Annotated in this window: 20 protein-coding genes; 6 read left to right on the plus strand and 14 right to left on the minus strand. The window is 66.9% G+C overall.

Annotated features, from left to right (window positions below):
* Positions 1-26 precede the first annotated feature (26 nt).
* Positions 27-479: a heme-binding protein gene (locus tag AB0I14_RS12630; RefSeq protein WP_358021046.1), complete on the minus strand. Its 453-nt coding sequence runs from the start codon at positions 477-479 to the stop codon at positions 27-29.
* A 185-nt stretch (positions 480-664) separates the two neighbouring features.
* Here AB0I14_RS12630 and AB0I14_RS12635 point away from each other — a divergent pair, with 185 nt between their 5' ends.
* The gene (locus AB0I14_RS12635; RefSeq protein WP_358021049.1) at positions 665-2,332 is read left to right on the plus strand and encodes a helix-turn-helix domain-containing protein; all 1,668 of its coding nucleotides are present in this window, start codon (positions 665-667) and stop codon (positions 2,330-2,332) included.
* On the opposite strand, the gene AB0I14_RS12640 is transcribed toward AB0I14_RS12635, so the two are convergent.
* Positions 2,333-3,736: an MFS transporter gene (locus AB0I14_RS12640; protein ID WP_358021052.1), complete on the minus strand. Its 1,404-nt coding sequence runs from the start codon at positions 3,734-3,736 to the stop codon at positions 2,333-2,335.
* 428 nt (positions 3,737-4,164) lie between these two features.
* Between AB0I14_RS12640 and AB0I14_RS12645 the strand changes: the two genes are divergently transcribed.
* Both AB0I14_RS12645 and AB0I14_RS12650 read left to right on the plus strand, forming a co-directional pair.
* Positions 4,165-5,760: a hypothetical protein gene (locus tag AB0I14_RS12645; RefSeq protein WP_358021055.1), complete on the plus strand. Its 1,596-nt coding sequence runs from the start codon at positions 4,165-4,167 to the stop codon at positions 5,758-5,760.
* Between the two features lie 3 nt (positions 5,761-5,763).
* Positions 5,764-6,513, plus strand: coding sequence for a YoaK family protein (locus AB0I14_RS12650; protein ID WP_358021058.1), 750 nt, complete (start codon positions 5,764-5,766; stop codon positions 6,511-6,513).
* On the opposite strand, the gene AB0I14_RS12655 is transcribed toward AB0I14_RS12650, so the two are convergent.
* The 4 genes from AB0I14_RS12655 to AB0I14_RS12670 form a co-directional block, all read right to left on the minus strand.
* The gene (locus AB0I14_RS12655; protein WP_358021061.1) at positions 6,448-7,329 is read right to left on the minus strand and encodes a formylglycine-generating enzyme family protein; all 882 of its coding nucleotides are present in this window, start codon (positions 7,327-7,329) and stop codon (positions 6,448-6,450) included. The genes AB0I14_RS12650 and AB0I14_RS12655 overlap by 66 nt on opposite strands.
* Before the next feature lie 37 nt (positions 7,330-7,366).
* On the minus strand, positions 7,367-8,065 hold the full coding sequence (locus AB0I14_RS12660; RefSeq protein WP_358021064.1) for a hypothetical protein: 699 nt from the start codon (positions 8,063-8,065) through the stop codon (positions 7,367-7,369).
* Between the two features lie 3 nt (positions 8,066-8,068).
* On the minus strand, positions 8,069-10,420 hold the full coding sequence (locus AB0I14_RS12665; RefSeq protein WP_358021067.1) for an arylsulfatase: 2,352 nt from the start codon (positions 10,418-10,420) through the stop codon (positions 8,069-8,071).
* A 75-nt stretch (positions 10,421-10,495) separates the two neighbouring features.
* Positions 10,496-11,698, minus strand: a complete 1,203-nt coding sequence (locus AB0I14_RS12670; RefSeq protein ID WP_358021070.1) for an MFS transporter — start codon at positions 11,696-11,698, stop codon at positions 10,496-10,498.
* 137 nt (positions 11,699-11,835) lie between these two features.
* Between AB0I14_RS12670 and AB0I14_RS12675 the strand changes: the two genes are divergently transcribed.
* The gene (locus tag AB0I14_RS12675) at positions 11,836-12,381 is read left to right on the plus strand and encodes a TetR/AcrR family transcriptional regulator (protein WP_358021073.1); all 546 of its coding nucleotides are present in this window, start codon (positions 11,836-11,838) and stop codon (positions 12,379-12,381) included.
* Here the strand turns inward: AB0I14_RS12675 and AB0I14_RS12680 are convergent.
* The gene (locus tag AB0I14_RS12680; protein WP_358021076.1) at positions 12,364-13,029 is read right to left on the minus strand and encodes a DUF2306 domain-containing protein; all 666 of its coding nucleotides are present in this window, start codon (positions 13,027-13,029) and stop codon (positions 12,364-12,366) included. The genes AB0I14_RS12675 and AB0I14_RS12680 overlap by 18 nt on opposite strands.
* A 54-nt stretch (positions 13,030-13,083) precedes the next feature.
* On the opposite strand from AB0I14_RS12680, the gene AB0I14_RS12685 reads away from it, so the two are divergent.
* Positions 13,084-13,785: a TetR/AcrR family transcriptional regulator gene (locus AB0I14_RS12685; protein ID WP_358021079.1), complete on the plus strand. Its 702-nt coding sequence runs from the start codon at positions 13,084-13,086 to the stop codon at positions 13,783-13,785.
* 18 nt (positions 13,786-13,803) lie between these two features.
* Here AB0I14_RS12685 and AB0I14_RS12690 read toward each other — a convergent pair whose 3' ends face one another.
* Positions 13,804-14,526 (minus strand): TetR/AcrR family transcriptional regulator, encoded by a 723-nt coding sequence (locus tag AB0I14_RS12690; RefSeq protein WP_358021082.1) that lies wholly within the window; start codon positions 14,524-14,526, stop codon positions 13,804-13,806.
* Positions 14,527-14,633: 107 nt separating this feature from the next.
* Between AB0I14_RS12690 and AB0I14_RS12695 the strand changes: the two genes are divergently transcribed.
* Entirely contained in the window at positions 14,634-16,295 is a 1,662-nt protein-coding gene (locus AB0I14_RS12695) for an amidohydrolase (protein WP_358021085.1), read from the plus strand.
* 13 nt (positions 16,296-16,308) lie between these two features.
* Here the strand turns inward: AB0I14_RS12695 and AB0I14_RS12700 are convergent, their stop codons facing one another.
* The 6 genes from AB0I14_RS12700 to AB0I14_RS12725 form a co-directional block, all read right to left on the minus strand.
* Positions 16,309-16,713, minus strand: a complete 405-nt coding sequence (locus AB0I14_RS12700) for a nuclear transport factor 2 family protein (RefSeq protein ID WP_358021088.1) — start codon at positions 16,711-16,713, stop codon at positions 16,309-16,311.
* Between the two features lie 22 nt (positions 16,714-16,735).
* A complete protein-coding gene (locus AB0I14_RS12705; RefSeq protein WP_358021090.1) occupies positions 16,736-17,077 on the minus strand; it encodes a cupin domain-containing protein in 342 nt (113 codons plus the stop codon).
* A complete protein-coding gene (locus AB0I14_RS12710) occupies positions 17,074-18,498 on the minus strand; it encodes an FAD-dependent oxidoreductase (RefSeq protein ID WP_358021093.1) in 1,425 nt (474 codons plus the stop codon). Before AB0I14_RS12710 ends, AB0I14_RS12705 begins: the two co-directional genes overlap by 4 nt.
* A gap of 51 nt (positions 18,499-18,549) precedes the next feature.
* Positions 18,550-19,074 carry an NUDIX domain-containing protein gene (locus AB0I14_RS12715; RefSeq protein WP_358021096.1) on the minus strand — a complete coding sequence of 175 codons (525 nt, stop codon included), beginning with the start codon at positions 19,072-19,074 and terminating at the stop codon, positions 18,550-18,552.
* Between the two features lie 9 nt (positions 19,075-19,083).
* Positions 19,084-21,675, minus strand: coding sequence for a LuxR C-terminal-related transcriptional regulator (locus tag AB0I14_RS12720; RefSeq protein ID WP_358021098.1), 2,592 nt, complete (start codon positions 21,673-21,675; stop codon positions 19,084-19,086).
* 132 nt (positions 21,676-21,807) lie between these two features.
* Positions 21,808-23,139 (minus strand): DUF1254 domain-containing protein, encoded by a 1,332-nt coding sequence (locus tag AB0I14_RS12725; RefSeq protein ID WP_358021101.1) that lies wholly within the window; start codon positions 23,137-23,139, stop codon positions 21,808-21,810.
* Positions 23,140-23,412 lie beyond the last annotated feature (273 nt).

The raw sequence follows: 23,412 nt of genomic DNA on the forward strand, positions 1-23,412 counted from the left end.
GTCAGGGTGCACACCGGGTGAGACCGTCAGGCCCGGGCCACCGAGGAGGTCAGCGCCTCGAACTCGGCCAGGATCGCCGCACCCACGGCCTTGTCCTGTTCACCGTTGCCCCCGCTGATCCCCACGCCGCCGACGATCTGACCGTCGAAGAGCAGGGGGAATCCGCCGACGAAGATGGCGAACTTGCCGGGCAGCATGTGACTGATGCCGAAGGCCTCGTTGCCGGGCAGGGCGGGTCCGTTGGGCGGCTCGTTGAACAGGTGGGTGGCGCGTTCGTGGCCGGCCGCGGTGAACGCCTTGGCGATCGCGATGTCCACCCCGGTGAGTCGGGCGCCCGGCAGTCGGTGCAGCGCAAGGACGTTGCCGCCGTCGTCGCAAACACACAGCGTTTGCTTGACGCCGATCTCCTCGGCCTTGGCCCGGCCCGCGGCCAGCAGCGGCAACGCGTCGTCGAGGGTGATGCGGTGAATTCGGTGCATTGATAGCTCGCTCTCTTGCGGCAGTCGGTAACGGCTGACGCTGGAATGTCTATCAACGTGCGCACACAGGCGGGATGGTCAATATGACCTGAAAGTTCGGCAGCTACCGGTTAAGTTGCACATAACTGCTGGGCGGCCCGATCCGGTAATCGATACAGGAGCATCCACAGAGCACGGGGTTTCACATGACCGCACCACTCGCCGAGACCGGGCGGATGACCATCCAGGGGCTTCTCGACGAGGCCCTGATGTCCGGTGCCAGGATCGTGGCGGGCGCCGACCGCCTCGATCTGGAGCTGAGCTGGGTCCTGCCACTGAACGAAGTTCTCTCCCAGCATGATCCGCTGGACGCGGTCGCCGTCTACGCCCGCCCGGAGTCACTGGCCGGCAGCGCGCCCGCGCTCTCGGCCCTGGCCGCCCGGGGCGCCACCACGCTGTTGGTGGATGGTGTGCTGCCACCGGATCTGAGTCCGGTGCCGGATCGGCTGGTGATCATCGAACTGGGCATACCGGTCGGTTTCGCCGCCCTGAACCGCTTGCTGGCCGAGCGCGCACTCAGCCAGGAAGTGCACGTGATGCGGTATTCGACGCAGGTGCACGCCTCCCTGGCCGGGTTGTTCCACCGCGGCGCCGGCCTGCAGATCCTGGTCCGAGAGGTCTCCAATCTGGCGCGCAACCCGGCGGTCGCCATCGATGCCCGCGGGCACGTGGTGGCCCACAACGGCCTTGCCCCGGAAATGCTTGCCCCGCTGTCCGATTCGATCATCGAGATGGTGACCGCCGACGTCCCCGCCGCCGAACGTCGGCCCGACGGGCACGACACCCGGATTCAGCCGATCGCCGGGCCACACGAGAGCACCTGGACCTGTGTGGCCAGCGCCATCCGGTTGGGTAAGTCTTTCGAAGGTTGGGTGGCCGTCGTGATCCCCGACTCGGCGCCGGGAACCCATGATCTGGCCCGGTACCAGGTGCTGACCGATCAGGCCACTGCCATCGTCGGGTCCGAGATGCTGCGCCAACGCAGCGTCGACGAGGCCGAGGAACGGGCCCGCGGCGACTTCGTCCAGGCCCTGGTGCACGGCAGCTTCTCCAGTGAACACGATATGCGCGCCCGCGCCGAGCACCACGACATCGAGCTCGACGCCCGGTTCGCGGTGTTCGTCGCCCCGGGCGTGCTGCCGCGGCGGGCGGACAATCCCGCGGCGAACATGGTGCGGCTGGCCCGCTATGCGGCCGGTCTGGCCCCACACCCGTCGGTGCACGCGTACGTCACCGTGATCGGCGATGTCCTGGTGGTGGTGCGCACGCTGCGCGCCGAGGAACCGGCCGAGATGCGCCGGGAGATGGCCGAATACGCCAAGGCCGTGTCAGTCGAGCTGGAACGGCGCCGGGGCCTGCCCGCCCCGGTGGCCTACGGCCGGCCCGCGCGCGGCGCCGGCGAGGTCAGGGAGAGCTACCGGGAGGCCCGGGTCGCCCTCGGCATCGCCCGCCGGCTGCACCGCACCGGGGCGACCAGCTACCAGGAACTACGCGGTTTCACCGTGCTGGCGCAGGTCACCGAGACCGAACAGAGCCGCCAGCTGGTGCGAGAGGTGCTGGGGCCGTTGCGCTCCGGCACCGACCTGCTGGAGACCCTCGGCGCCTACCTGGCCGAGGGCGGCAATGTGAATGCCACCGCGCGGGTGCTCAACGTGCACCGCAACACCATGCTGGCCAAGCTGGACCGGATCTCGCGGTTGCTCGGGATGGACATCCGGGTTCCGGAGAACCAATTCACGGTGTGGCTGGCGATCCGGCTCGACCTGCTCGACGAGGTCCACTCGGCCATCGACCGGGAGGCCAGCTTCCGCTGATCACACCGGCTGCGGGTCGGGGCCGACGAACGATCCAGCCAGCCCCAGCGCCACGATCACCGCGCAGGCGGTGAAGACGGTCGGGTAGCCGGCCAGGCTTTGCACCGAGCTCAAGGCCACCGCGACCCAGGCGGCACCGCATGCCGACCCGCCGAAACGCAGCAGGTTGAACAACCCCAGCCCGGTCCCCTGTTCACCGGCCGGCGAGCGGGTGGCACCGGTGGCCGCCGGGGTCTGCACCAGGGCGATGCCCACCCCGCAGACCACCAACACGGCGATCAGCGCGCCCAGCACCAACCGGTCCTGGCCCACCGTGACGACCATGCCGGCCTGGGCGATCAGCAACAACACCAGACCGCTGCGCAGCACCCGCCGCGGCCCCAACCGGTCCTGCCAGCGTCCTACCAGCGGACCGAGCACTGCCATCGTCGCCGGCACCGCGAACAGCATCAGCCCGGCGGCCGAGATCGACACTGACTGGCCCACCAGGTACAGCGGTATCGCCAGCAGCGTGGCGCCCAGACAGAACATCTGGGCGAACGCCGCCAGGCAGCTACGGACGAACCGCGATTCGGTGACCAACCGGACATCGACGAACGGGGCCGCGGTCCTGGCACAGTGCCGGGCGAACCAGGCCAGCGCGATCACCGCGGCCACCACCGCGGCGGCCACCAGCCAGCCGGGCATATCGGGTTGGGGCACCAGGGCCAGCCCCAGCATCAGCAACGCCGAGCCGATCGTCAGCGCGGCCGCACCGGTGATGTCGAACGGCATCCGCACCCCCGGGAAGCGCGGAACGTATCGCAGCGTCCCGACGAAACCGGCGAGGGCTACCGGCACCAGCGGGACGAACACCCAGCGCCACCCCCAGCTGTCGGCGACCAGGCCGCCGAGGCTGGGACCGACGGCCTGCCCGATCCCGTTGACCGAGGCCCAGGCCCCCATCGCCCGGCCCCGCCGCGGCCCGGAGAACATCCAGGCGATCAACCCCATGACGGCCGGGGCGAATGCGGCAGCGGCCACCCCGCCCAGCGAGCGCCAAGCGATCAGCAGCGGTAGCGTCGGGGCAGTCGCGGCACCCACCGCACAGACCGCCGTCGCCAGCAGCGCCGCGCAGTAGACCCGCCTGCGACCAAACCGGTCACCTAACCAGCCGGCCAGCGGTATCGTCGCGGCGAAGCAGACCAGAAACCCGACTACGACGAACACTCCGTTGCCCAGTGGGGCGTCGAACTCGTCGATGATGTCGCCGAGTGGCACATTCACGACGTTGTTGCTGATGGTTCCCACCAACGTGCCCGCCAGCAGCGCCGCAAGCCCGAGCGGCGTGCCGGTGCCGTGGGCGTTTTCATTGCCGACCGACAGCACGGCAAGCTGCTGAGTGGTGCCACGAACGTCGGTCATGCTGCGCTCAACCATCCTTATCGTCAGGCGAATCCTGTTGCGGATTCAGCTGTTTGCTGAAACCTCTCGGCGACGCACTTGTTCGGGACACGATTCCGTCATGCACAAGCGAGCGCACGTTCCTCAAGCACTGTCTCACTGCCATGCTCGGAGTTGGCCGGTCACAACGGGTTACAGTGCACAGCACCCGAGCGCGACGAATGGGCAAGGTGCACAAAGCCACTGCTCACCGGCACAATGAGTTCGGCCTCACAGCAAAATGTTACGTCGCGGAAACCGTGGGCCATGCCGGCGACAAATCTCGAGCATATTGCACATGGAGAGGCCGTCGCTGCTGTGCACTGTTGTTGTTGACCCCGGTCGCGACCGCGCCGAACATTCCAGCATCAGACTGCACAGCCCCCAGCAGTTCAACGAGAGGTCCCACTTTGGACACCCCACTGACCGCGGCGCACTGGATCTATCTGGCCGGGATCGTCGTCATCTTGGTCACGATGGCGATCCGCAAGAACATCGTCGTCCCTGCGGTCACCGCAACGCTGCTGACCGCCTGGGCATTCTCCGGCAGCCTCATCACCGGGCTGTCGTCGATCTTCAACGCCAGCCTCACCGCAGCCAAGGAACTGTTCAACATCTTCCTGATCATCGCGATCGTGACGGCCATGCTGGGCGCGCTACGCCAGATGGGCGCCGATCGGATGATGGTCGCCCCGTTCCGCCGGGTGATGCGCTCCGGCAGCAGCAGCTTCATCGTGCTCGCGATCGTCACCTACGTGATCTCACTGTTCTTCTGGCCGACCCCGGCAGTCCCACTGGTGGGCGCGGTGCTCATCCCGGTCGCTATTCGGGCCGGCCTGGCTCCGCTGTCGGTCGGCATGGTGGTGGCGATCTGTGGACAGGGCATGGCCCTGTCCTCTGACTACATCATCAAAGTCGCCCCGGGCATCTCGGCGAAAGCCGCCGGAGTGGATGCCGATGCGGTCGCCGACAAGGCGATGGTGCTCTCGCTGATCGTCGGGCTCACAGCCCTGGCCATCGCCTACTTCACGCAGCGACACACGTGGCGGACTCCGTCCCCGGAACTGTTGCAGGAGTGGGAGAACGAGGCCGACCGCCGTCTCACCGACTCGGAGTCTCGCTCGGGGTCCAAGCCAAGCTCCGATTCGAGTTCGGGTGGGACCGCCCCCGGTGGCGTGACACCCAAGCCCCTTCCCGTACCCCCGGCCGACGGCGGCGGCTCCGCCACCGCGACCGTCGTGGCAACCACCACCGCGGTGCTGCCGGAACCGGTCGATGAATCCGCGCCGGAACGGAAGCTGTTCTCGGCCAAGCTTTTCGCGTTGTTGGTACCGCTGGTCTATCTGGGCTTCATCGTGTACCTGATGCTGGGCAAATTCACTGACATCGTGCCCCCGCTCAAGGGAGGGGATGCCGCGGCAATCGTCGGCGGTCTGGCTGCGCTCCTGCTGTTCGCCGCAGCGGCCACCAATGACAAGCGCAACTTCCTGGAAACCTCTTCGGAGCATGTCGTCGACGGACTGGTGTTCGCTTTCAAGGCGATGGGGATCGTCTTGCCGATCGCCGGGTTCTTCTTCATCGGCAACGGTGACTTCTCGGCCGCGATCCTGGGGCTGCCCGCCGACACCCAGGGACCGGCTTTTCTGTTCGACCTGATTACCGCCGCCCAGTCGCATCTGTCCCCGAACCCGGTGATTACCGCATTCTCGGTTCTGCTCGTCGGCCTCATCGCGGGTCTGGAAGGTTCGGGCTTCAGCGGGTTGCCGCTGACCGGATCGCTATCGGGCGCGCTGGCGCCGGTGGTCGACATGGATCCCTCGACGCTGGCTGCCATCGGACAGATGGGCAACATCTGGTCCGGCGGTGGAACGCTGGTCGCCTGGTCGTCACTGGTCGCGGTGGCGGGGTTCGCCCGGGTGCCGGTGTTGCGTCTGGCCCGCAAGTGCTTCCTACCCGTGATGGCCGGTTTGATCCTGGCCACCGCGGTCGCGGTCGTCATCTTCTGAGCTATGCGGCAACTGGACCGGGCCCGACTCGGGCTCCTCGCGACCATCACGCTGACCTTCGTCACCGGCATCGTCGACGCGGTTGGTTACCTCGGACTGGACCGGGTATTCACCGGCAACATGACCGGCAACATCGTGATCCTCGGCATGGGTGTGGCCGGCGCCGACGACCTGCCGGTACTCGGCCCGGCGATCGCGCTGGCCGGTTTCACCGCGGGCGCCTTCGCCGCGGGTCTGGCATTGCGGGGCCGGCCATCGGCGGGTTGGGATACCCGGATCACCGCCCTGCTCGGTACCGGAGCGCTGATCCTGCTGGTGCTGACCGGAACCGTCGTCATCACCGGCGACAATCCCGGTATCACCGGTCAGGTGGCCATCGCGACGGCGATCGCCGCGGTGATGGGACAGCAGGCAATGGTGGCCCGTGCCCTGGCCATCAAGGACATGACCACCGTGGTGGTGACCTCAACGCTGGCCAGCCTGGCCGGGGAGACCTGGCCGGGCGGTGGGCAGGGTGGCCGGCTCGCCGGCGTCGCCAACCGCCGCCTCGCCGCCATCCTGGTCATCTTCCTCGGCGCGGTGGCGGGCGCAGTGCTGTTGCGGCTGCACATCGCGGTTCCCCTTGGCCTGGCGGCCGTGCTCACCTGCGTTGTGGTGATCGCCGGTCACCTACGGCTGCACCGACATTCACCTGAGGTCGAGCACGCAGCGAAACCCGATGTGCGTGGTCGAGCTGTCCTGCGACTGCGGTGACCTCGCGGCCGGGCGGTAGCGGTGACAGTACTCCGGCGCGCACAGGTGCGAACCGCCCTTGAGCACCTGGTTCACCATCGGATCGGGGTCGGCGGGCGGCGGGCAGCACGCCGGCGCGTCGGCGCCCGACCGGTGCTGCCCGGAGAACCGCGTGGTGGTCCACTCCCACACGTTGCCGATCATGTCGGCCAGGCCGAACGCGTTGGCCGGGAAGCTTCCGACCGGCGAGGTACCGCGCCAGCCGAGTGCACCGTCGTTGCGGTACGGGAACCGGCCCTGCCAGGTGTTGGCCATGAGCGCTCCGCCCGGGGTGACCTCGTCGCCCCAGGCATAGGCGCCGTCGACTCCCCCGCGCCCGGCGTACTCCCACTCGGCTTCGGTGGGCAGCCGCCGTCCGGCCCAGGCCGCGTAGGCCGCCGCGTCCGGGTAGGCGACCTGCACGACTGGATGGTCGGGTGCGGCGGGGTCGCGGTCGGGTCCGAACGGGCGACGCCAGTTGGCGCCGGGTGCCCAGTCCCACCACTGACGCCAGTCCCGCAGGTCGACGGGGCCGTCGGTGGCGGCGAACACCAGGGCGCCGGGCACCAGGTCAGCTTCGTCGACGCCGGGATACAGCGCGGGGTCCATCGGCCGCTCGGCGATCGTGACGTACCCGGTGGCCTCGACGAATGCGCCGAACTGGGCGGTGGTGACCGGATGCTGCTCGATGGCGAACGCGCCGACGGTCACGGTGTGTACCGGGGCCTCTTCGGGGTAGAAGGCCGTCGATCCCATCCGGAAGGTCCCGCCGGGAAGCTCGATGAGTTCGGTGGCCACGGCACCGAGGCTAGTCGCGGCGGATCCTCGGGTCGGCTCAGCCCGGCATGGCGATTCCGAAGTCGGCGAGCATCGCCGAACTGGCCTGGTCGAATCCCGGAGTTCCGTTGGGCGCCTCGACGCGAACGGCGGCCAGGAAATCGCCGCTGTTGGTCCATATGTGGACGATCCGGTCGGCATATTGGGTGCCCTTGCCCGGCTGGTCGGCCAGGATGCCCATCAGCTTCTGCCCGCTGTAGCCGCACAGGTCACCGGGCAACACGCTGACGCTGTTGATCGAGAACTTCGCGACGCGGTCGTCGCTGTACCGATCGAACGCATCCTGGACGTCCCGGGTGGTCCGGCCGAGCGTGATCTCGGCGGTCATCCCGGCCGGTCCGGTCAGTCGCACCGCCTCCGTATGCGGCACCACCTCGGTGAACCCTTCGGGTATCCCGACGGTGAGCGTCGGTGAGCCCGGCGCCGGACTGTGCACCGTGACGGTCCGTCCGTCCGGAGGTGGGCAGGTGACCTCACCGGCGGCCAGTACCCGCGTGGTCGTCGGTTCGACGCCATAGGCGGGCAGGGCGAATTCGGGTGCGGGCCGGCTCGAAGAGGTGGTCGCCGCCGGAACCGTCGTGACCGGTGCCGCCACGGTGGTGGCGGGGGGCGCCGGGTGGCCGATGGGGCCACCACTGCCGCAGCCCGCCATCGCGGCGACGGCCAGCGCACCGACCCCCATCGCCATCGGGTTCACCGATCAGTCCTTGGCGAACGCGGCCGCGAGTCTGCGCTCGAGGTCCCGATACGGCTCCCCGGACAGGTCGACGGTGACGTGCCCGATGGTGCCGCCGGTGAAGGCGAACGGTGCCCGGTATTGCTGTGACACCGCCGATCCGGTGTTGCGGCCGATGCAGATGCCACCCCCGGCGAGCGCGAACATGCCGGGGTGGGTCTGCATCCCCGCCAGCTCGGCGACCGCGTCGCCGTCGACGTACAGGGTGGTGTCCCCCAGTGGGGTGTGGCTGCCCTCGACGGTGCCGGTCCGCTGGTACTGCACACCGAAGATGTGCCGTCCCAACGGGATCGGATCGGATGAGACCAGCGACTGCTCCTGCTCGCCGAGGAAGTTGTAGACGTAGTGCAGCCTCCCGTCGGCGATGAACAGCACGTGACCGCCGTGCGCGCCGCCCTGCTTGAACAACACGCCTTGCGTGTCGGCACCGTCCACGGCGACGTCGGCGAGCACCATGAACGACTGCCCGCGTAGTTCGGCGGCCGCGCCGAGACCGACCTCGGCGGTGTTGGGATAGTAGGTGTAGCTGGACCGCTCACCGGCCAGGTACGGCCGCCATCGGGTCATGGTCTCGAGGATGTTGAGATCGGCCAGGGGCAGCCCGTTGTACTTGTCGGCCTCGCTGAACCAGAGCGCAGTGAGTTCGGCGAGTTTTTCCGGCTGTTCGTCGGCCAGGTCGTGGCACTGACTGCGGTCGGCTTCGATGTGGAACAGCTCCCAGCGGTCGGCGTCGAAGTGGGACCAGCCAGACGGGGTGGCGGCGTGCACGGTGTTGGCGAACCAGCCTCGGTGCCAGATGCCGCGGGTACCGAGCATGGTGTAGAACTGGGTCTCCTTACCCGTTGGCGCGTCCGGGTTGTCCAGCGCCACTTTGAAACTCATGCCGTCAAGCGGCTTCTGCGGCACCCCGCGCACACTCGCCGGCGGCGTGATGTCAAGCAGGTCGTAGACGGTCGGGGTGATGTCACAGACGTTGATGTAGTTGTCTCGTACTGCCCCGTGGGCGCCAATGCCGTTGGGCCAGGAGATGATTGCGGTGTCGGCGATTCCACCCTCATGCGAGGCGTAGCGTTTGAACAGCTTGTATGGCGTGTTGAACGCCATCGCCCAGCCGATCGGGTAGTGGTTGTAGGTCTCGGGCGAGCCCAGCCGGTCGATGAACCTGAGCCCCTCCTCGGCGGTGTCGATGTAGCCGTTGAAGAACTTGGTCTCGTTGACCGAGCCGTTCGGGCCGCCCTCGCCGCTGGCCCCGTTGTCGGAGATCACCACGATGATCGTGTTGTCGAGTTGCCCCGTCTCCTCGAGGAAGTCCAGCACCCGGCCGATCTGGGCGTCGGTGTAGGACAGGAACCCGGCGAACACCTCGGCCATCCGGGCGAACAGCCGCTTCTCATCGTCGCTCAACGTGTCCCACGGCCGGACCGTGTCCTGCGCGGGCCACGGTTCGCCGTTGGGTCCCTTGACATCCGCATAGGGGTTGACCGGTGACAGCTCGGTGTCCGGCGGCACGATGCCCAGCCGTTTCTGGTTCACCAGCACGATGTCGCGGTAGGCCTCATACCCCATGTCGAATCGCCCGGCATACCGGTCGGCCCACTCTTTGAACACGTGGTGCGGGGCGTGGCCGGCCCCTGGGCACAGATAGGTGAACCAGGGTTTGTCCGGGGCGATCACCTTGGCGTCCCGGATGAACTCGATGGTCTTGTCGGCCAGGTCCTGCGACAGGTGGTAGCCCTCCTCGGGGGTGGCCGGCGGATCGACCGGATGGTTGTCGTACACCAGGTCCGGGTACCACTGATCGGTCTCGCCGCCCATGAATCCGTAGAACCGCTCGAACCCCCGCGAACACGGCCAATGCCGTTTGGTGGCAGCGAGGTTCGACTCCTCCAACGGCGTCAGATGCCACTTGCCGACGCAGTAGGTGTTGTACCCGTTCTCGGCGAGCACCTCGGGCAGCAGGGCGGTCTCGAACGGAATTCGCCCGTTGCAGTTGGGGAATCCGTCGGTGAACTCCTCGATGGTGGCCATGCCGACCGTGGTGGCGTTGCGGCCGGTGAGAAGTGAGGCTCGGGTGGGCGAGCACAGCGCGGTGGTATGGAACTGCGACAACCGAACTCCGCGTTCGGCGATGCGGCTCATCGCGGGCATGTCCACCAGACCGCCGAAACAGTCCCACGTGGCGATGCCGGTGTCATCCCACACCAGGTACAGCACGTTCGGGGCATTCTCGACCGCGGTCGGTGCCGCGTAAGGCCCCCAGTCCGGTTCGGAATCCCGGACATCCAATTCGATCTTGCCGTTGAACTCGGTAGGCATGGCGACCTCACTCCGGTTGGCGATTCGGCACCGGTAAGACTGATCGCGGTGGAGATTACTCCTGCATGCTGGGGTTTACCGGGGAACTGACGTTGCCTTCAATCCGGGCTCGGAAGTGGTCGACGGCGCCTCGACGGCCACGCCGGTATCGGATCCGTTGTGCGGGTGATCGGTGAGACCTTTTAGCGGACCACTCATCCGGGCAACGACGGGGCTGCATGCGGCGAGGACGGCAAGGACTGTCGAGACCACGACCGCACCCGCTGCTCCGTGTGCGTCGGCCGCCACACCGGCGATGGCAGTACCCATCGCCCCACCCGCCAGTGCGGCGCTGTTGAGCCAGCCGAACGCCTCCGTTGCGGAGTGGTCGGCAATTTCCCGGGACACCATCAGATACAACGCGGACATTGCCGGCGCGAAGCCCGACCCCGAGACGAACAAGGCAACGAATTCCCACGCGAGGTTGTCGACGATTCCGAACACGCCCGTCCCGATGGCCACGGTTGCCAGTGCCACCACGAGACCAGCGAGCCCAAAACGTCTGTGCCCGAATACCAGTCCACCGACGAGGGATCCCACGCTCGCCACCGCGATGGCGAGACCGGCGGTGAGGCCGGTGCCGCCGAGCGCCGCGACGATGCCGACTTCCAGGGCCATGAAGGCTGCGACCAGCGCGAGGCTGGCGACCATGGCGAGAATGACGGCACGATTGGCCATCACCCGGCCGAAAGCCGAAGCTCCCTTGGGGGCGGCCGGTCGCAGACGCCTGGCACTCAGCAGGAACCACCCGGTCCCGGCGACGGTGACGAGCGCGGATGCGATCAACGGGATCGCAGTCGACAACGCCGAAGCAAGGAAGGTCGTGGCCACCGGGCCGACCACCCAGATCAGTTCCTGCGCAGTGGTGTCGAACGCGAACAATGCGCGAACCCCGTCACGGGGAACCAGCTGCGGGTAGAGCGCCCGGACCACGGGCATCAGCGGCGGCACGGACGCACCGATCACCACACCCAATATCAGCAGCAACGCCGAGGAGGGGGCGAATGCCATAGCCAGCATGGCGGCGCCGTTGGCCAGGGCCGCGACGACCAGTGTTGTCGTCATGGCCCGCCCGGCGAGCCGGGCGCTGACCGGCATCGCGATCGCTTCTCCGACGCTGAGACATGCCACCGCAGCACCGGCCAAGGCGTAGGACCCGGTCTTGGACTGCACGTGCAGCAGGATCGCGAGGTTGAGCATGCCCAGCGGCAGACGAGCGAACAGCTGGGAAGCGGTCACGTTCAATACGCCCGGGGCTCGGAGCACGTCGCGATACGCGCGCATTACCAGCTCTCCAGATCATTCGGCGACGTGACGAAAGCCAACTATACCGTCCAGACGGTACAGTTCCAACGACATTGTCGTAGGCTCTGGGGATGGCTTCGTCGCGGGACCGCATCCTGGACGCCTACGAGGATGTGCTTGCCGTCGAGGGTGAGCGTTACGCCACCCTCGACGCGGTGGCCGCAAAAGCGGGTGTGTCGAAAGGCGGTCTGCTCTACCACTTTCCGTCGAAGGACCGACTCGCCGACGCGCTGTGTGATCGACTGCTGGCGCTGGCGGCCGACGACGTGGAAGAGATGCGGACGGCTCCCGACGGGCCGGCCCGGTATTACATCCGGTCATCCCATTACGCCGGCACGCCGCTCGATCGCACCCTGGTGGCGGTGTCCCGGTTGCAGCAGGCCGGCGACAACCACGCACGCTCGGTCATCGAGACGGTTTCGGCGGACTGGTTGAACCTCCTCCACGACGTGCTCGGCGACCTCGATGTGGCCCGCGCCGTGAAGCTGATCGGTGACGGTCTTTACTACAGCGCGCTGCACCGTGCACTCGGCGGCCAGGTGACCGAGGCCGAGCCGGACGACGGATTGCTGGCGATAATCGATCGGATCACGGCCAACTCAGACGCCACTCAATGACCGGGCGGCGGCCTGAGCGGATTGCCGCCGCAGCCACGTCTGCACAAGCAGAAGTGGAATCGTCCAGCCCAGCCATCCGCCCACACCCGCGACCAGCCACACGTACCCCTCCTCGTTGCCGCCAAAGACACTGTCCCGCAACGGCTCGAAGCTCAGGTACAGCACGGGCACCCAGATCCGGTTGGTGATGATCGACAGTGCCAGCGTCGCACTGCGCAGCATCTGGCGTCGATGCCGGCCGAGCCGGCGTTGCCGCGCCGCGACGAATCCGTCGACGGTGAACCAGAGCCACAGCGCGCCGAGAGTCACGTTGCTGACCGCCAGGATCGGGCCGAACGGCGTCGCCGCCCCGATCACCGTCGCGCAGACTGCCGCCGGGATCGCCGTCGCGACGTAGACCCGCCCGGTACGCCGGTGCAGTACGGGGTGACGACGCCGAAGGCCCGGCCAGATCTGCGCGACGGCACACGCCATCGCCGCGCTCGCCAGAAGGACGTGCGCGACCAGCAGCGGGTAATGCAGCCCGAACGTGGACGGCACCCGGGTGCCGCCGGTCAGGTACGGCGGGAGCGAATAGGCCAGAAACGCCACGACGACCACCGCGAGCGCTGGGACGAATCGAGTCGACCATCTGGATGCGTATGCCATACGCATAAGGGTATCGCATACGCATCGGGATGCCACTGACTACTCTGAGCACTGATGACCAGCCCCGACACCCCCCTCCCCCGCGCCTTGCGTCTGCTCTGGCAGCAAGACCCGACGCCCCGTCGGCCGCGTGGACTGACCAGGGAGGCGATCGTCGAGAAAGCGGTCGAACTCGCCGACGCCGACGGGCTCGCCGCCCTGTCGATGGCACGGCTGGCCGAGCGGCTCGGGTGCGGCACCATGTCCCTGTACCGGCACGTGACCAACAAGGACGAGCTGGTCACGTTCATGCTCGCCGCCGCGCCCGGCCCGGCTCCGTCAGCGCCCGAAGGGACGGATTGGGCGGGCGCACTGGCCAATTGGGCGCAAGAGCTGTGGAGTGTCTACCACCGCCACCCATGGATCCTGCAGACCGCATCCGCCGGGCTGCCCGCGGATCCCGGTCAGCTCGCCTGGCTCGACGCCGGCCTGGCCACCCTCGCCGGCACCGGGCTGACCGAGCGTGAGAAGGTCGCTGCCGTTGTCGCCGTGCTGATTTTCACGCGGGGTTCGGCGGCGTTGTCCATCGAAGCCCGCGGCGTGAGCGACAGTGAGTACCCCGGACTGCTGCGCCGCCTGGTGGAGCCGTCCCGGTTCCCGGCACTCGCGGCAGCTGTCAATGCCGGGGCATTCGACCAGGCCGACGAAGACCCGTTGACCGAATTCCGTTCCGGCCTGGATCAACTGATCGGCGGCATCGCCACCAAGGTGCGCTGACGCCCGACCAGGTCCCGGCTACGGCTCGACTGATTCGGTTCCGCGCGAATTCAGCCGCGCGGCAATGCCATCCAGCAGGAGATCCAAGGCGGGTTCACACCCACTGCGCCGCATCGACTGATCCAGCAGCCGGCTCGTGGCCGCAATGTTCGGGTGCGTCTCGGCAGGCAACTGTGCGTAGGTGTCGCGCCACTTGTCTTCGTCGCGCTGCTGATGCTCGGCGGGCAGGGCTTCGAAGGCGGCGTCGAGCGCTGCGAACCCCAGCATCTGATCGATGAAGGCGTGGTACACCTCGACGGCTTCCAGGTCGGGAAATCCGGCTGACCGCAGCAGCCCCAGAACGGTCTCGATGACCTGGATCTCGTGGCTGCTCCCGGTCACCCGGCTCGCAGCCAGCACCCCTGCCTGCGGGTGTTCGACGTAGACGCGGTGCAGACGCAGCCCGAGTTCCCGCATGTCGTCCCGCCAGCGGCCCGTCGGTTCCCAGCCCTCGACCACCCGTCGCAGCAGCTCATCGGTGATGGCCAGCACCACGTCCTCGATGCCGTGGAAGTAGCGGTACAGCGCGGTCGGATCGGCGCCGAGAGCCGTTCCGAGGCGCCGGACTGTCAGGCCGGTGGCACCGTGATACTGGAGCACGCGCAGCGCAGCCTCGACGATGAGCTGCTCGGACAGGACCACGCCCTGTTTGGTCTGCCGCCGGCGCCGCCGCGGCGACTCGGACTTCAGTGTTCGGCCCATCCGCACTTGCCTCCGGCACTTATGTCAACGCCCTTGCCTCATTGTGGGGGCCTGCGGTGTCATGACGCACGACGACTCGCGATCCAGAACTGCAAGGAGACCGCGCAATGCCCACCGCACCGGCCACCATCGTATTCACCGGGGGCCCGGTCCTGACGATGAACGCTGCCCGCTCACGCGTGGGCGCGGTGGCGGTGACCGGCAACCGGATCACCGCGATCGGTTCCGCGGCGCGCGACCTGATCGGACCCGATACCGAGGTCGTCGATCTGAGCGGCAAGCTGCTGATCCCCGGCTTCCAGGACGCCCATGTCCACCCGGTGGGAGCCGGTGTGGAGCGCATGACGTGTGACCTACTCGATGTCCACCACGCCGACACCACCCTGGCCGCCATCGGCCGCTACGCCGTCGCGCATCCTGACCGGCCGTGGATCACCGGTGGCGGCTGGTCCCTGGACGCCTTCGACGGCGGCATCCCGACGGCCCGGATGCTCGATTCGGTGGTCGCCGACCGACCCGCATACCTGCCCAACCGCGACCATCACGGGGCCTGGGTGAACACCCGCGCCCTGGAGATCGCCGGGATCACGGACGACACACCGGATCCGCCGGGCGGCCGTATCGAACGTGACGCCGACGGCATCGCGACCGGAATGCTGCAGGAGTCGGCGATGGACCTGGTGGCAGCGCATGTCCCGCGGCCCACACCCGACGAGCTGTACGCGGGACTGCTGGATGCGCAGAGCCATCTGCATTCCCTGGGCATCACTGCATGGCAGGACGCCATCCTGGGGACGTACGCGGCCATACCTGATGCCGAACACGCTTATCGGAGAGCCATTTCCGAGGGAACTCTGACGGTTCGGGTTGCGGCAGCGCAGTGGTGGGAGCGCGACCGGGGCGCCGAGCAGATCCCCGAGATGGTAGAGCGCCGATCCGCTTTGCACCACGGACGATTCCGCGCCAACACGGTGAAGATCATGGTCGACGGGATCGCCGAAAACCAGACGGCCGCCATGCTGGCGCCCTACCTGGACCGCTGCGGCTGCCGCACAGCCAACGCCGGGACCAGCTTCGTCGCCTCAGAGCAGCTGCGGCAGTATGTCGTCGAACTGGATTCACTCGGATTTCAGGTCCACTTCCACGCGCTCGGCGATCGCGCCGTCCGAGAGGCCCTCGATGCGATCGAAACCGCCCGGCGTACCAACGGTTTTCGTGACACCCGACACCACCTGGCACACCTGCAGGTGGTGGATTCCGACGATATCCCCCGGTTCCGCACCCTGGGCGCCACGGCGAACATGCAGCCGCTGTGGGCCTGCTACGAGCCCCAGATGGATGAGCTCACCATCCCGTTCCTCGGCGACCAGCGTGCCCGCCGGCAGTACCCGTTCGGCGACCTGCTGCGGGCGGGCGCCGTGCTGGCGGCCGGCAGCGACTGGCCGGTCAGCAGCCCCGACCCGATCCAGGGCATCCACGTGGCGGTCAACCGACGCGCGCCGGGAACGTCCGACAGCCGAATCTTCCTGCCCGAGCAGCGCATCGACCTCACTGCCGCCTTGGCGGCGTACACCGCGGGCTCGGCCTACGTGAACCACCTCGACGACACCGGGGTGATCCAACCCGGCTATCTGGCCGATCTGGTTGTGCTCGACCGGGATCCGTTCGCCCTGCCGGCCGAGGAGATCACATTGACCCGGGCCGAGCGGACCTACGTCGACGGCGCACTCGTCTACGCCGACGGCTCACCGGCGCCGGTCAAGCGCTGACAGTTGCGCGACCTCACATATCACCCTTCGACCACGCCCAGGCCGTGAGTCGCCAGACCCCCGCGACCGTGCGAAGTGCCACCGTGAAGACCGCGCCGGTTTGATTGACCGGTGTGCCCTGGACGTTGTAATCGAACGTGGCGGGAACGACCACGTAGGCGTACTCGCCGCTGACATCGAGATGCTTCGGCTCGCCCAGTGCGATGCGGTAATCGGTGACCCCGAGGTGTTCTCCCTCGGCCAGTGCATCGGCGTACCAGTCCTCGGCAGCCGTCTGCCCCTGCCACACGTGCGGTGCCATTCCGTCCAGAATCTGCATCGGGTCGGCACAAACCGCGGCCATGGCCTTCACGTCACCCGCGTTGAACGCATCGACGTACGCCCGTACCGCCGCCATCGGATCGCCAGTGTTGCTCACAATGGCGACACTAGGTGCAGCCCTAGGCGATGTACACCTTTCTCAGGATCTCCCGGACCGTCCAGGTCGTGCGTTGTCCGGCGCGCAGGCGGACGAGGCTGCCGGGGGCGAGCTCGATTGCCGGGGAACCATCGTCGAACGCGACGGTCGCGTCACCGCTGAGTACGACGAAGACCTCGTCCGACTCCACATCACACGAGACGCCGGGGGTGTGTTCCCAGACGCCCACGGTCACGTCCGACAACGAGGTCACGTCGCAATGTCCGGTCGCCGGCGCGCCTTGTAGCACCAACTCCTCCGGCAGTGGGGTGTGGTCGAGCACCAGGGCCGCGGCATCGACCGACAGCGCTTCGTGATCGCTCACGAATCGAACCCCAGTCCGACTGAGTCGAGCGCCTTGAGCAGGACGTTGCGACGTCCCTCGTGATGGTCGGCCCGGTCGAGCGACCAGCGGGTCGCCTGAATTCCGGCCGAGGCCAACGGCTCCGGCGGGAACGGCAGCGGCATCGACTTGACCATCTCAAGTTCGGTCCGCGCCGTCGGCGTGCCCGAGAATCGGTCGAGCATGACCTCCGCGGCGAAACGGGTGGCCGCGACGCCCAGCCCGGTGAACCCCGCGGCGTATCCGACGCGGTCGCCACACGCCGACCCGAAGAAGGCGCAGAATCGCGTGGAGGTGTCGATCATGCCCGCCCAGCGATGGGTGAACCTGACCTCCTCCAGTTGCGGGAACGTCGTGAAGAAATGGCTGGCCAGCCGGCGATAGGTGACATCGCGGTCTTCGTACTGAGGCCGGATCTGGCCACCGAAGTGGTAGACGGCGTCGTACCCACCCCACAGGATGCGGTTGTCCTTGGACAACCGGTAGTAGTGGAACTGATTCGACATGTCACTGATGCCCTGCCGATTACCCCAGCCGATGTCGGCCAACTGGGCATCGGCGAGCGGTTCGGTCATCAACGCGTAGTCATAGACGGGAACCGTGTGGTACCGGTAGCGCTTCAACAGCGACGGAAAACCGTTGGTGGCCAGTATTACTCGTCCGGCCCGCAGTGACGCGCGTTCGGTGCGCACGGTCAGCGGCCCGCCGCGGCGGTCTGGCGCGACCCCGAGCACCTTGCTGTGTTCGTAGATGTCCACGCCGAGTTCAACTGCCGCGCGGGCGAGTTCATTGACGAGCTTGGCGGGATGTACGAGCGCGGTACTGTCCTTCGCCCATATGCCGGCCAGATAGGTGGGCGAATCGACCTCCGCCCGCACGGCCTGCCGGTCGAGGTACAGGTATCCCGGCCGCTGCGGGGCCGCAGCCAGTTCGTCGGCCTGATAGGGCTCGAGCGCGACCGCGATGGAGCCGGTCCGTTCGAAATCACAATCAAGACCCAGTGAGCCGACCGTCTTCTCGATCGCGTCGAGGTTCTCCATCCCCAACCGGTCGAGGACGTCGATCTCATCGGGCCAGCGGCTGCGCCCGTTCTCCTCCCCGTGGGTGAGCGAGGCTTCGACGAACCCGCCGTTGCGCCCCGAGGCGGCCCATCCGAGCGTCTGCCCCTCGAGCAGTGCCACCCGCAGGCCCGGGTCACGCTGCTTGGCCAGCAGGGCCGACCAGAGGCCGGTGTACCCGCCGCCGACCACCACGAGGTCGTACTGCGACGAGGCCCGTGTGAGCACCGGATAGCCGGGCTGAGCCGGCACATCGTCGAGCCAGAACGGCTGCAGGACGGTGGTCGCCAACGACCGCTCGATGAGGCCGCTAGCGGGAATGGTTCGTTCGAAAACAGTTTGCACGGGTTTCTTCCTCGATGGCTGTGTACCACCCAGTAAGACGGATCAGCAGTACTAGCTCAAGGGTGTTGACGTAAGGAGCTGCGGGATCAACACCCGGGTATCGGGTGCGAAGGGCCAGTCCGGATCGGCCAGGTGCCGCGCGAGTTCGTCGTCGGTCCACCACCACCCGTCGGCAACCTCCTCGGGTTGGTGACGGATGGGTCCATCCCACCGTGCCTCGAACGCGAACAGGTGACACCGCATCGGCCGTCCGGCCCACTGTCCGTCCCATGCCGCGGCGGCCAACGGCGTCAACGGCACATCGGTGACGCCGAGTTCCTCGGCCAGTTCCCGGGTTGCGGTCTGCAGCGACGTCTCCCCCGGGTCGACGACGCCGCCGGCCAAGCAATCGTGCATGCCGGCGAACACCGCTTTGGTTGTGGTGCGGCGGTGCACGTAGATGCGGTCGCCGTCGGTGGTGCGCAGCAGCACGCCGGAGCTGGCGTGCCACAGCCCCTCGGCGTAGACCCGGGACCGGGCGGCGGTTCCGGTGACGTTGCCTTCAGCGTCGTACACCGCCACCTGTTCATCAACCACGAGTCGACACTAACGGCCGGCGAGTTTGATGGCTTCCCTGCGGTTACCGGCACCGAGCTTGCGATAGATCGCCCTCTGGTGTGTCTTGAGGGTGTTCACCGAGATCGACATCTTGTCGGCGATGTCCTGCATCGTCATCGGTGTACGTAGGAAGGTGAGAATCTCCCGCTCGCGCGGGGTCAGGCTGGCCGCCTTGGTGTCAGGAGCAGAGTGTTCGCTCGCCAGCAGCGTTTCCTCGACGAAGTCCGGATACGCGGTGTAGGACAGGTGCGCAGCGAGTAGCTCCCTGCCGGCCGGGTCGGGATTGTCGACGAACTGGTAACGCACCCGCTCCGGATGAGCGCCGACGAGCATTTCCTCCAGCTGCTTGTGGGCTTCTTCCGCCTCACCCCGCTGCCAAGCCAGCAACGCCAGGGTGTACCGCGCATACGCCGCGATGTACGACGGCCCCGGTGGCTCCATCGCCTGACTGGCGAGACGACCGGCCAGTTCCGTCGCACCGAGCCTTCGGCACATCCCGGAAAGTACTGCCGACATCAGCGGCAGATGCTGAGAATCGACGAAGCTCGCCGCAAGTTCGAGTGCACGCGGGTGGTCCCCGCGCGCTTCGGCCAGCCGAGCCCGGGCGGCCGCCTGGTAGCTGATCCACGGCACGCCGTGCGAATCGACAGCGGGCATCCGGGCCAATGCTGCCTCGGCGATGTTCAGCACCTCAGCGTTGCGAAGCGTCGAGGCGCTGAAAGCCAGGAACATTCGTGCCGTATCCGGATAGCCAATTCCCGCTGCCGCATCCGCAGCGATGAAATCGTCCTTGGCCATATCGATTTCGCCACGCCAGAAGCGGATATAGCCGGCCGTGAACCGGTCGATGCCGTCACCGTCGTGCGACAGCCACAGCTCCGGGGTGGATTCCTCGGACCGAACGGCGAACTGCAGGGCCTGCTGCGCCCGATCGAATTCACCGGCGTGAGCCAACGCGAAGGCCAGATTCTGCCGTGCCCGGTGCGCCACCTCCGGCAACCCCAACGCGGTGCACTCATGGATCGCGGCCTCCAGTAGCGCCGAGCCTCGGGCCGGACCACGTCGCAACCGGGAGTCCGCCCAGCCGAGCACGAACAACGCGCACGCGTAGACGCGCGGGGCCACCGCCTCGCGGTTGGTGAGCGCGGCTTCTGTCCGTGCCGCTGCACGGGACATCTCCTCACGATCGTCGGCGATCAGCAGCGTGGTCATATCCGCGATGAAGTCCAGCCGTCCCTGGTTCACCGCCGAGACTGCGTTCACCGCACCCCGTTCGTACAGCAGAGGCGCCATGACGTCGTCGCCGGCTATGGCTCGGCAGCTCGACCGGATCATCAGGGTCTCGGCGTTCTCACCGAAGGCTTCGGTCAGCCTAAGACAAGCCAGATCGAGTGCAGCGGAACGTGATTGAAGGAGTAGCTCGAGCCAATGCTCAGCGACGATGTCGTACCCGGAGCGGTCGTTACCACGGATGGCGTGCTCGACCGCCTCCAACGGGTAGCGCGGCGCCAACTCTGCCGCCGCCAGCCGGTTGAGCCGGATCCACTCCTCGGGCTCGCGCCGTCTCAGGATCTCTTGGCAATGCTTGACAAAGATCGAATGCCATTGAAAGACAGCGCTTTCTCCCGATCCGATTCGTTCGATGAACAATCCGGCGGCGACGCAGTCGTCGAGCAGGTCGCCGCTGTCGGGACGACCCGAGAGAATGCGGGCCAGCTGTTCGTCGACCCGAGGGCACACGGTGGCTTTGAGCGCGAAATCGGCCAGATCCGGCCGCATCCGGGCCAGCACCGCGGTGCCGATGTAGTCGGTCAGATCGACTTCGACGCTGAACTCCGGCGCACCGGCGCCACTCACCAGAATCATTCGGACCGCAACGGGCCATCCTTCGGTCACGGTCATGACGCGGTCGATCTCGGCCGTCTCAGGTGACATTCGGTGCGACTCAAGCAGCGAATGCACCTCGGTACGGGTAAAGCTCAGTTCGGCCGCGCCGGTCACCACCATCTTGTCGTGCGCTCGTAGCCGCGCCCACGACGGGCTCACCGGATCGGCCGTGATCAGGACGTACTGCAGCCACTGCGGCCCGTTTTCGACCAGCTCCGCCACATCGCTATCGCTCCACGCCGCACGGGCCAGCTGGAAGTCATCGATCACGATCACCAGGGACCGGCCGGGGTCGACGGCCATCAGGGCAGCGACGGCCGCATCGTATGACGCCAGGTCGAACACCGCGGACAAGGACTGATCGAGCGATCGGTCTCCAGCGTCACGTGCGGTATTGAGCAGTGCGGTCAGCACGCCGCGCAGCACATCGGTTCGATCGTTGACCCGGTCGGTCAGCGTCAGCCAGGCCACCGAACCCGGTTGCGCACGGAGTCGCTCGGCCGCCCACTGCGACACCGAAACCGTCTTACCGAACCCCGAGGGCGCGGCGACAAGAAGCGCGCGCTTGCTGCCCAACTGCTCGTTGACCGCACGGGCGATCCTCTGACGTTGGAGCATCTCCGGATTTAACGACGGTGTGGTGGCCAGAAACCACGGCACCGGGTACATCCCCGCAGTTCCAGAAGGCTGCACGGCGATTCCTATCCGTCATGCCCCGACGATGGTGTGCCGCCCCTGCGTGCACAGGGGCAGCACACATTGTGCCCCTACGGGGTGACGATGTTGAACCGGAACGGGAAGGTGTCGAGCAGGCGGGCCGCCGGATCAGACCACCTCTATGGCCGGCGGCTTCCAGGTCTCCTCAGTGATTCCAGGTTCTCCCCAGTAGGCACGGATGTAGAGGGAGAACGGTCCGTCAGCAGCGGGTAGCCAGTTCGACTCATTCTCCGGCCCAGGCGATTTCGCACCGGCATACAGCGTCAGCGACCCGTCCGGATTGCGCTTGAGGTTCTTGTTCTTGGTCCCCAGCGAGTACCGCTTGAGGTCGTTGGGGTGGAACAGGTGCTTGTCGTTGTACAGCGTGAGCGACCAGAACCCCTTCACCGGCGGTTCCTGTCCCGCCGGGAAAGTGACCTTGTACGACTTGTCACCGACCATCGGGGCGCCGGTGGCGTCGTTGTCGGTGTAGAAGTACTGCGTTTCGGTGGGCCGGTTGTCGAACATGTTCGATCGCGCCGTGCCGGTTCGGTCGAAGTAATCGAGGCCGAACTGGGCGTTGTTGGTGGAGCGGTTCCACCCATTGCCCGCGGGCCGCCCGTTATGTGCCCATTGGAAGAACGGCCCGATGACATCGCGTTCGGTGGCCACCGCGGTGTCGACGAGAACTTTCTTGATGTCGGGATTCTGGTTCGCCGAGTCCAGCAAGCCCCGCATTTGCGCGTACAGGGCTTCTTCGCCGGGCAGCGGGGCCACCTGATCCAAGACGGTCCCCAGTTCGTCGAAGAACTTCTCCGGCACAACCCATTTCGTTTCACCACCGCGGGGCTCAGCCGGCGGCCCGGGGATCGCGGGGGCCTTGGCCCACTCGGTGGTCTTCATCTTGCCGTCGAAATCGCTGAGCGGATAGAAGTCGATCTGGTTGATGACCGACTGGATTGCCGCATGATCCTCGGGGGTGTCGTCCATGAAAACCCGTGGCACAGCGTTGGCCAACGACGTCGAGCTCCTGACCACAGCCTGCACACCGTCGGGAGTCTCGCCCTGCCAGTTCGGTCCTGCCAACAAATAGAAGCCCGGCTTGGTTGCGTATGGCTTACCAAGTTCACCGAACTGGTCGGTGCGGGCGTCGTACAGGGCATACACCCAGAACCGGTCGCCGAATTCGGGAACCTGAGCGATCACCGGTTGGTCGTCGAGCGAGAAATACGCCAGCCCATACACCACGTCCTGGTTGGGGCAGGTGACAAATGTTTCGGCAGGATCGATGTAGTTGGACAGCATGCCGAGCCGGCCCTGCGGGGCAACCGGCAGGACGCCGTTGAGCAAACCGGGTTGCGGAGCCTGCGTGATCTGGGTCAGCCGGTTGAGCATGTTGACCATGGGCCAGCCCCAGACATACGCGAACTGAGCGATCGTCTGCGCATAGCCGGGGAACATCCCGACACCAGAGGCAGGTTGGGTGAGTTTCTCTGCCTGAGCAGGTTCGTTGGGCGCAGCTGGTGCAGTCTCGTCTGGCGGCGCCAAGTCTTTGCGGCTCGAGTCTTCGTCGTTCGAGCACGCGGTCATTGCTGTAGCGACCCCGACGGTTGCGGCCGCCAAACCCGCAGTGCGAAACACACCGCGTCGGGTCAATTGCGCATCCATGCCTTCAACAGTTCCTTCCCGGTCCTGTTCGGATCTTGGTGAGCAGTCCACCTCGACCATAGCTGC

This window comes from Mycobacterium sp. NPDC050441, assembly GCF_040655355.1.
GTDB lineage: Bacteria > Actinomycetota > Actinomycetes > Mycobacteriales > Mycobacteriaceae > Mycobacterium.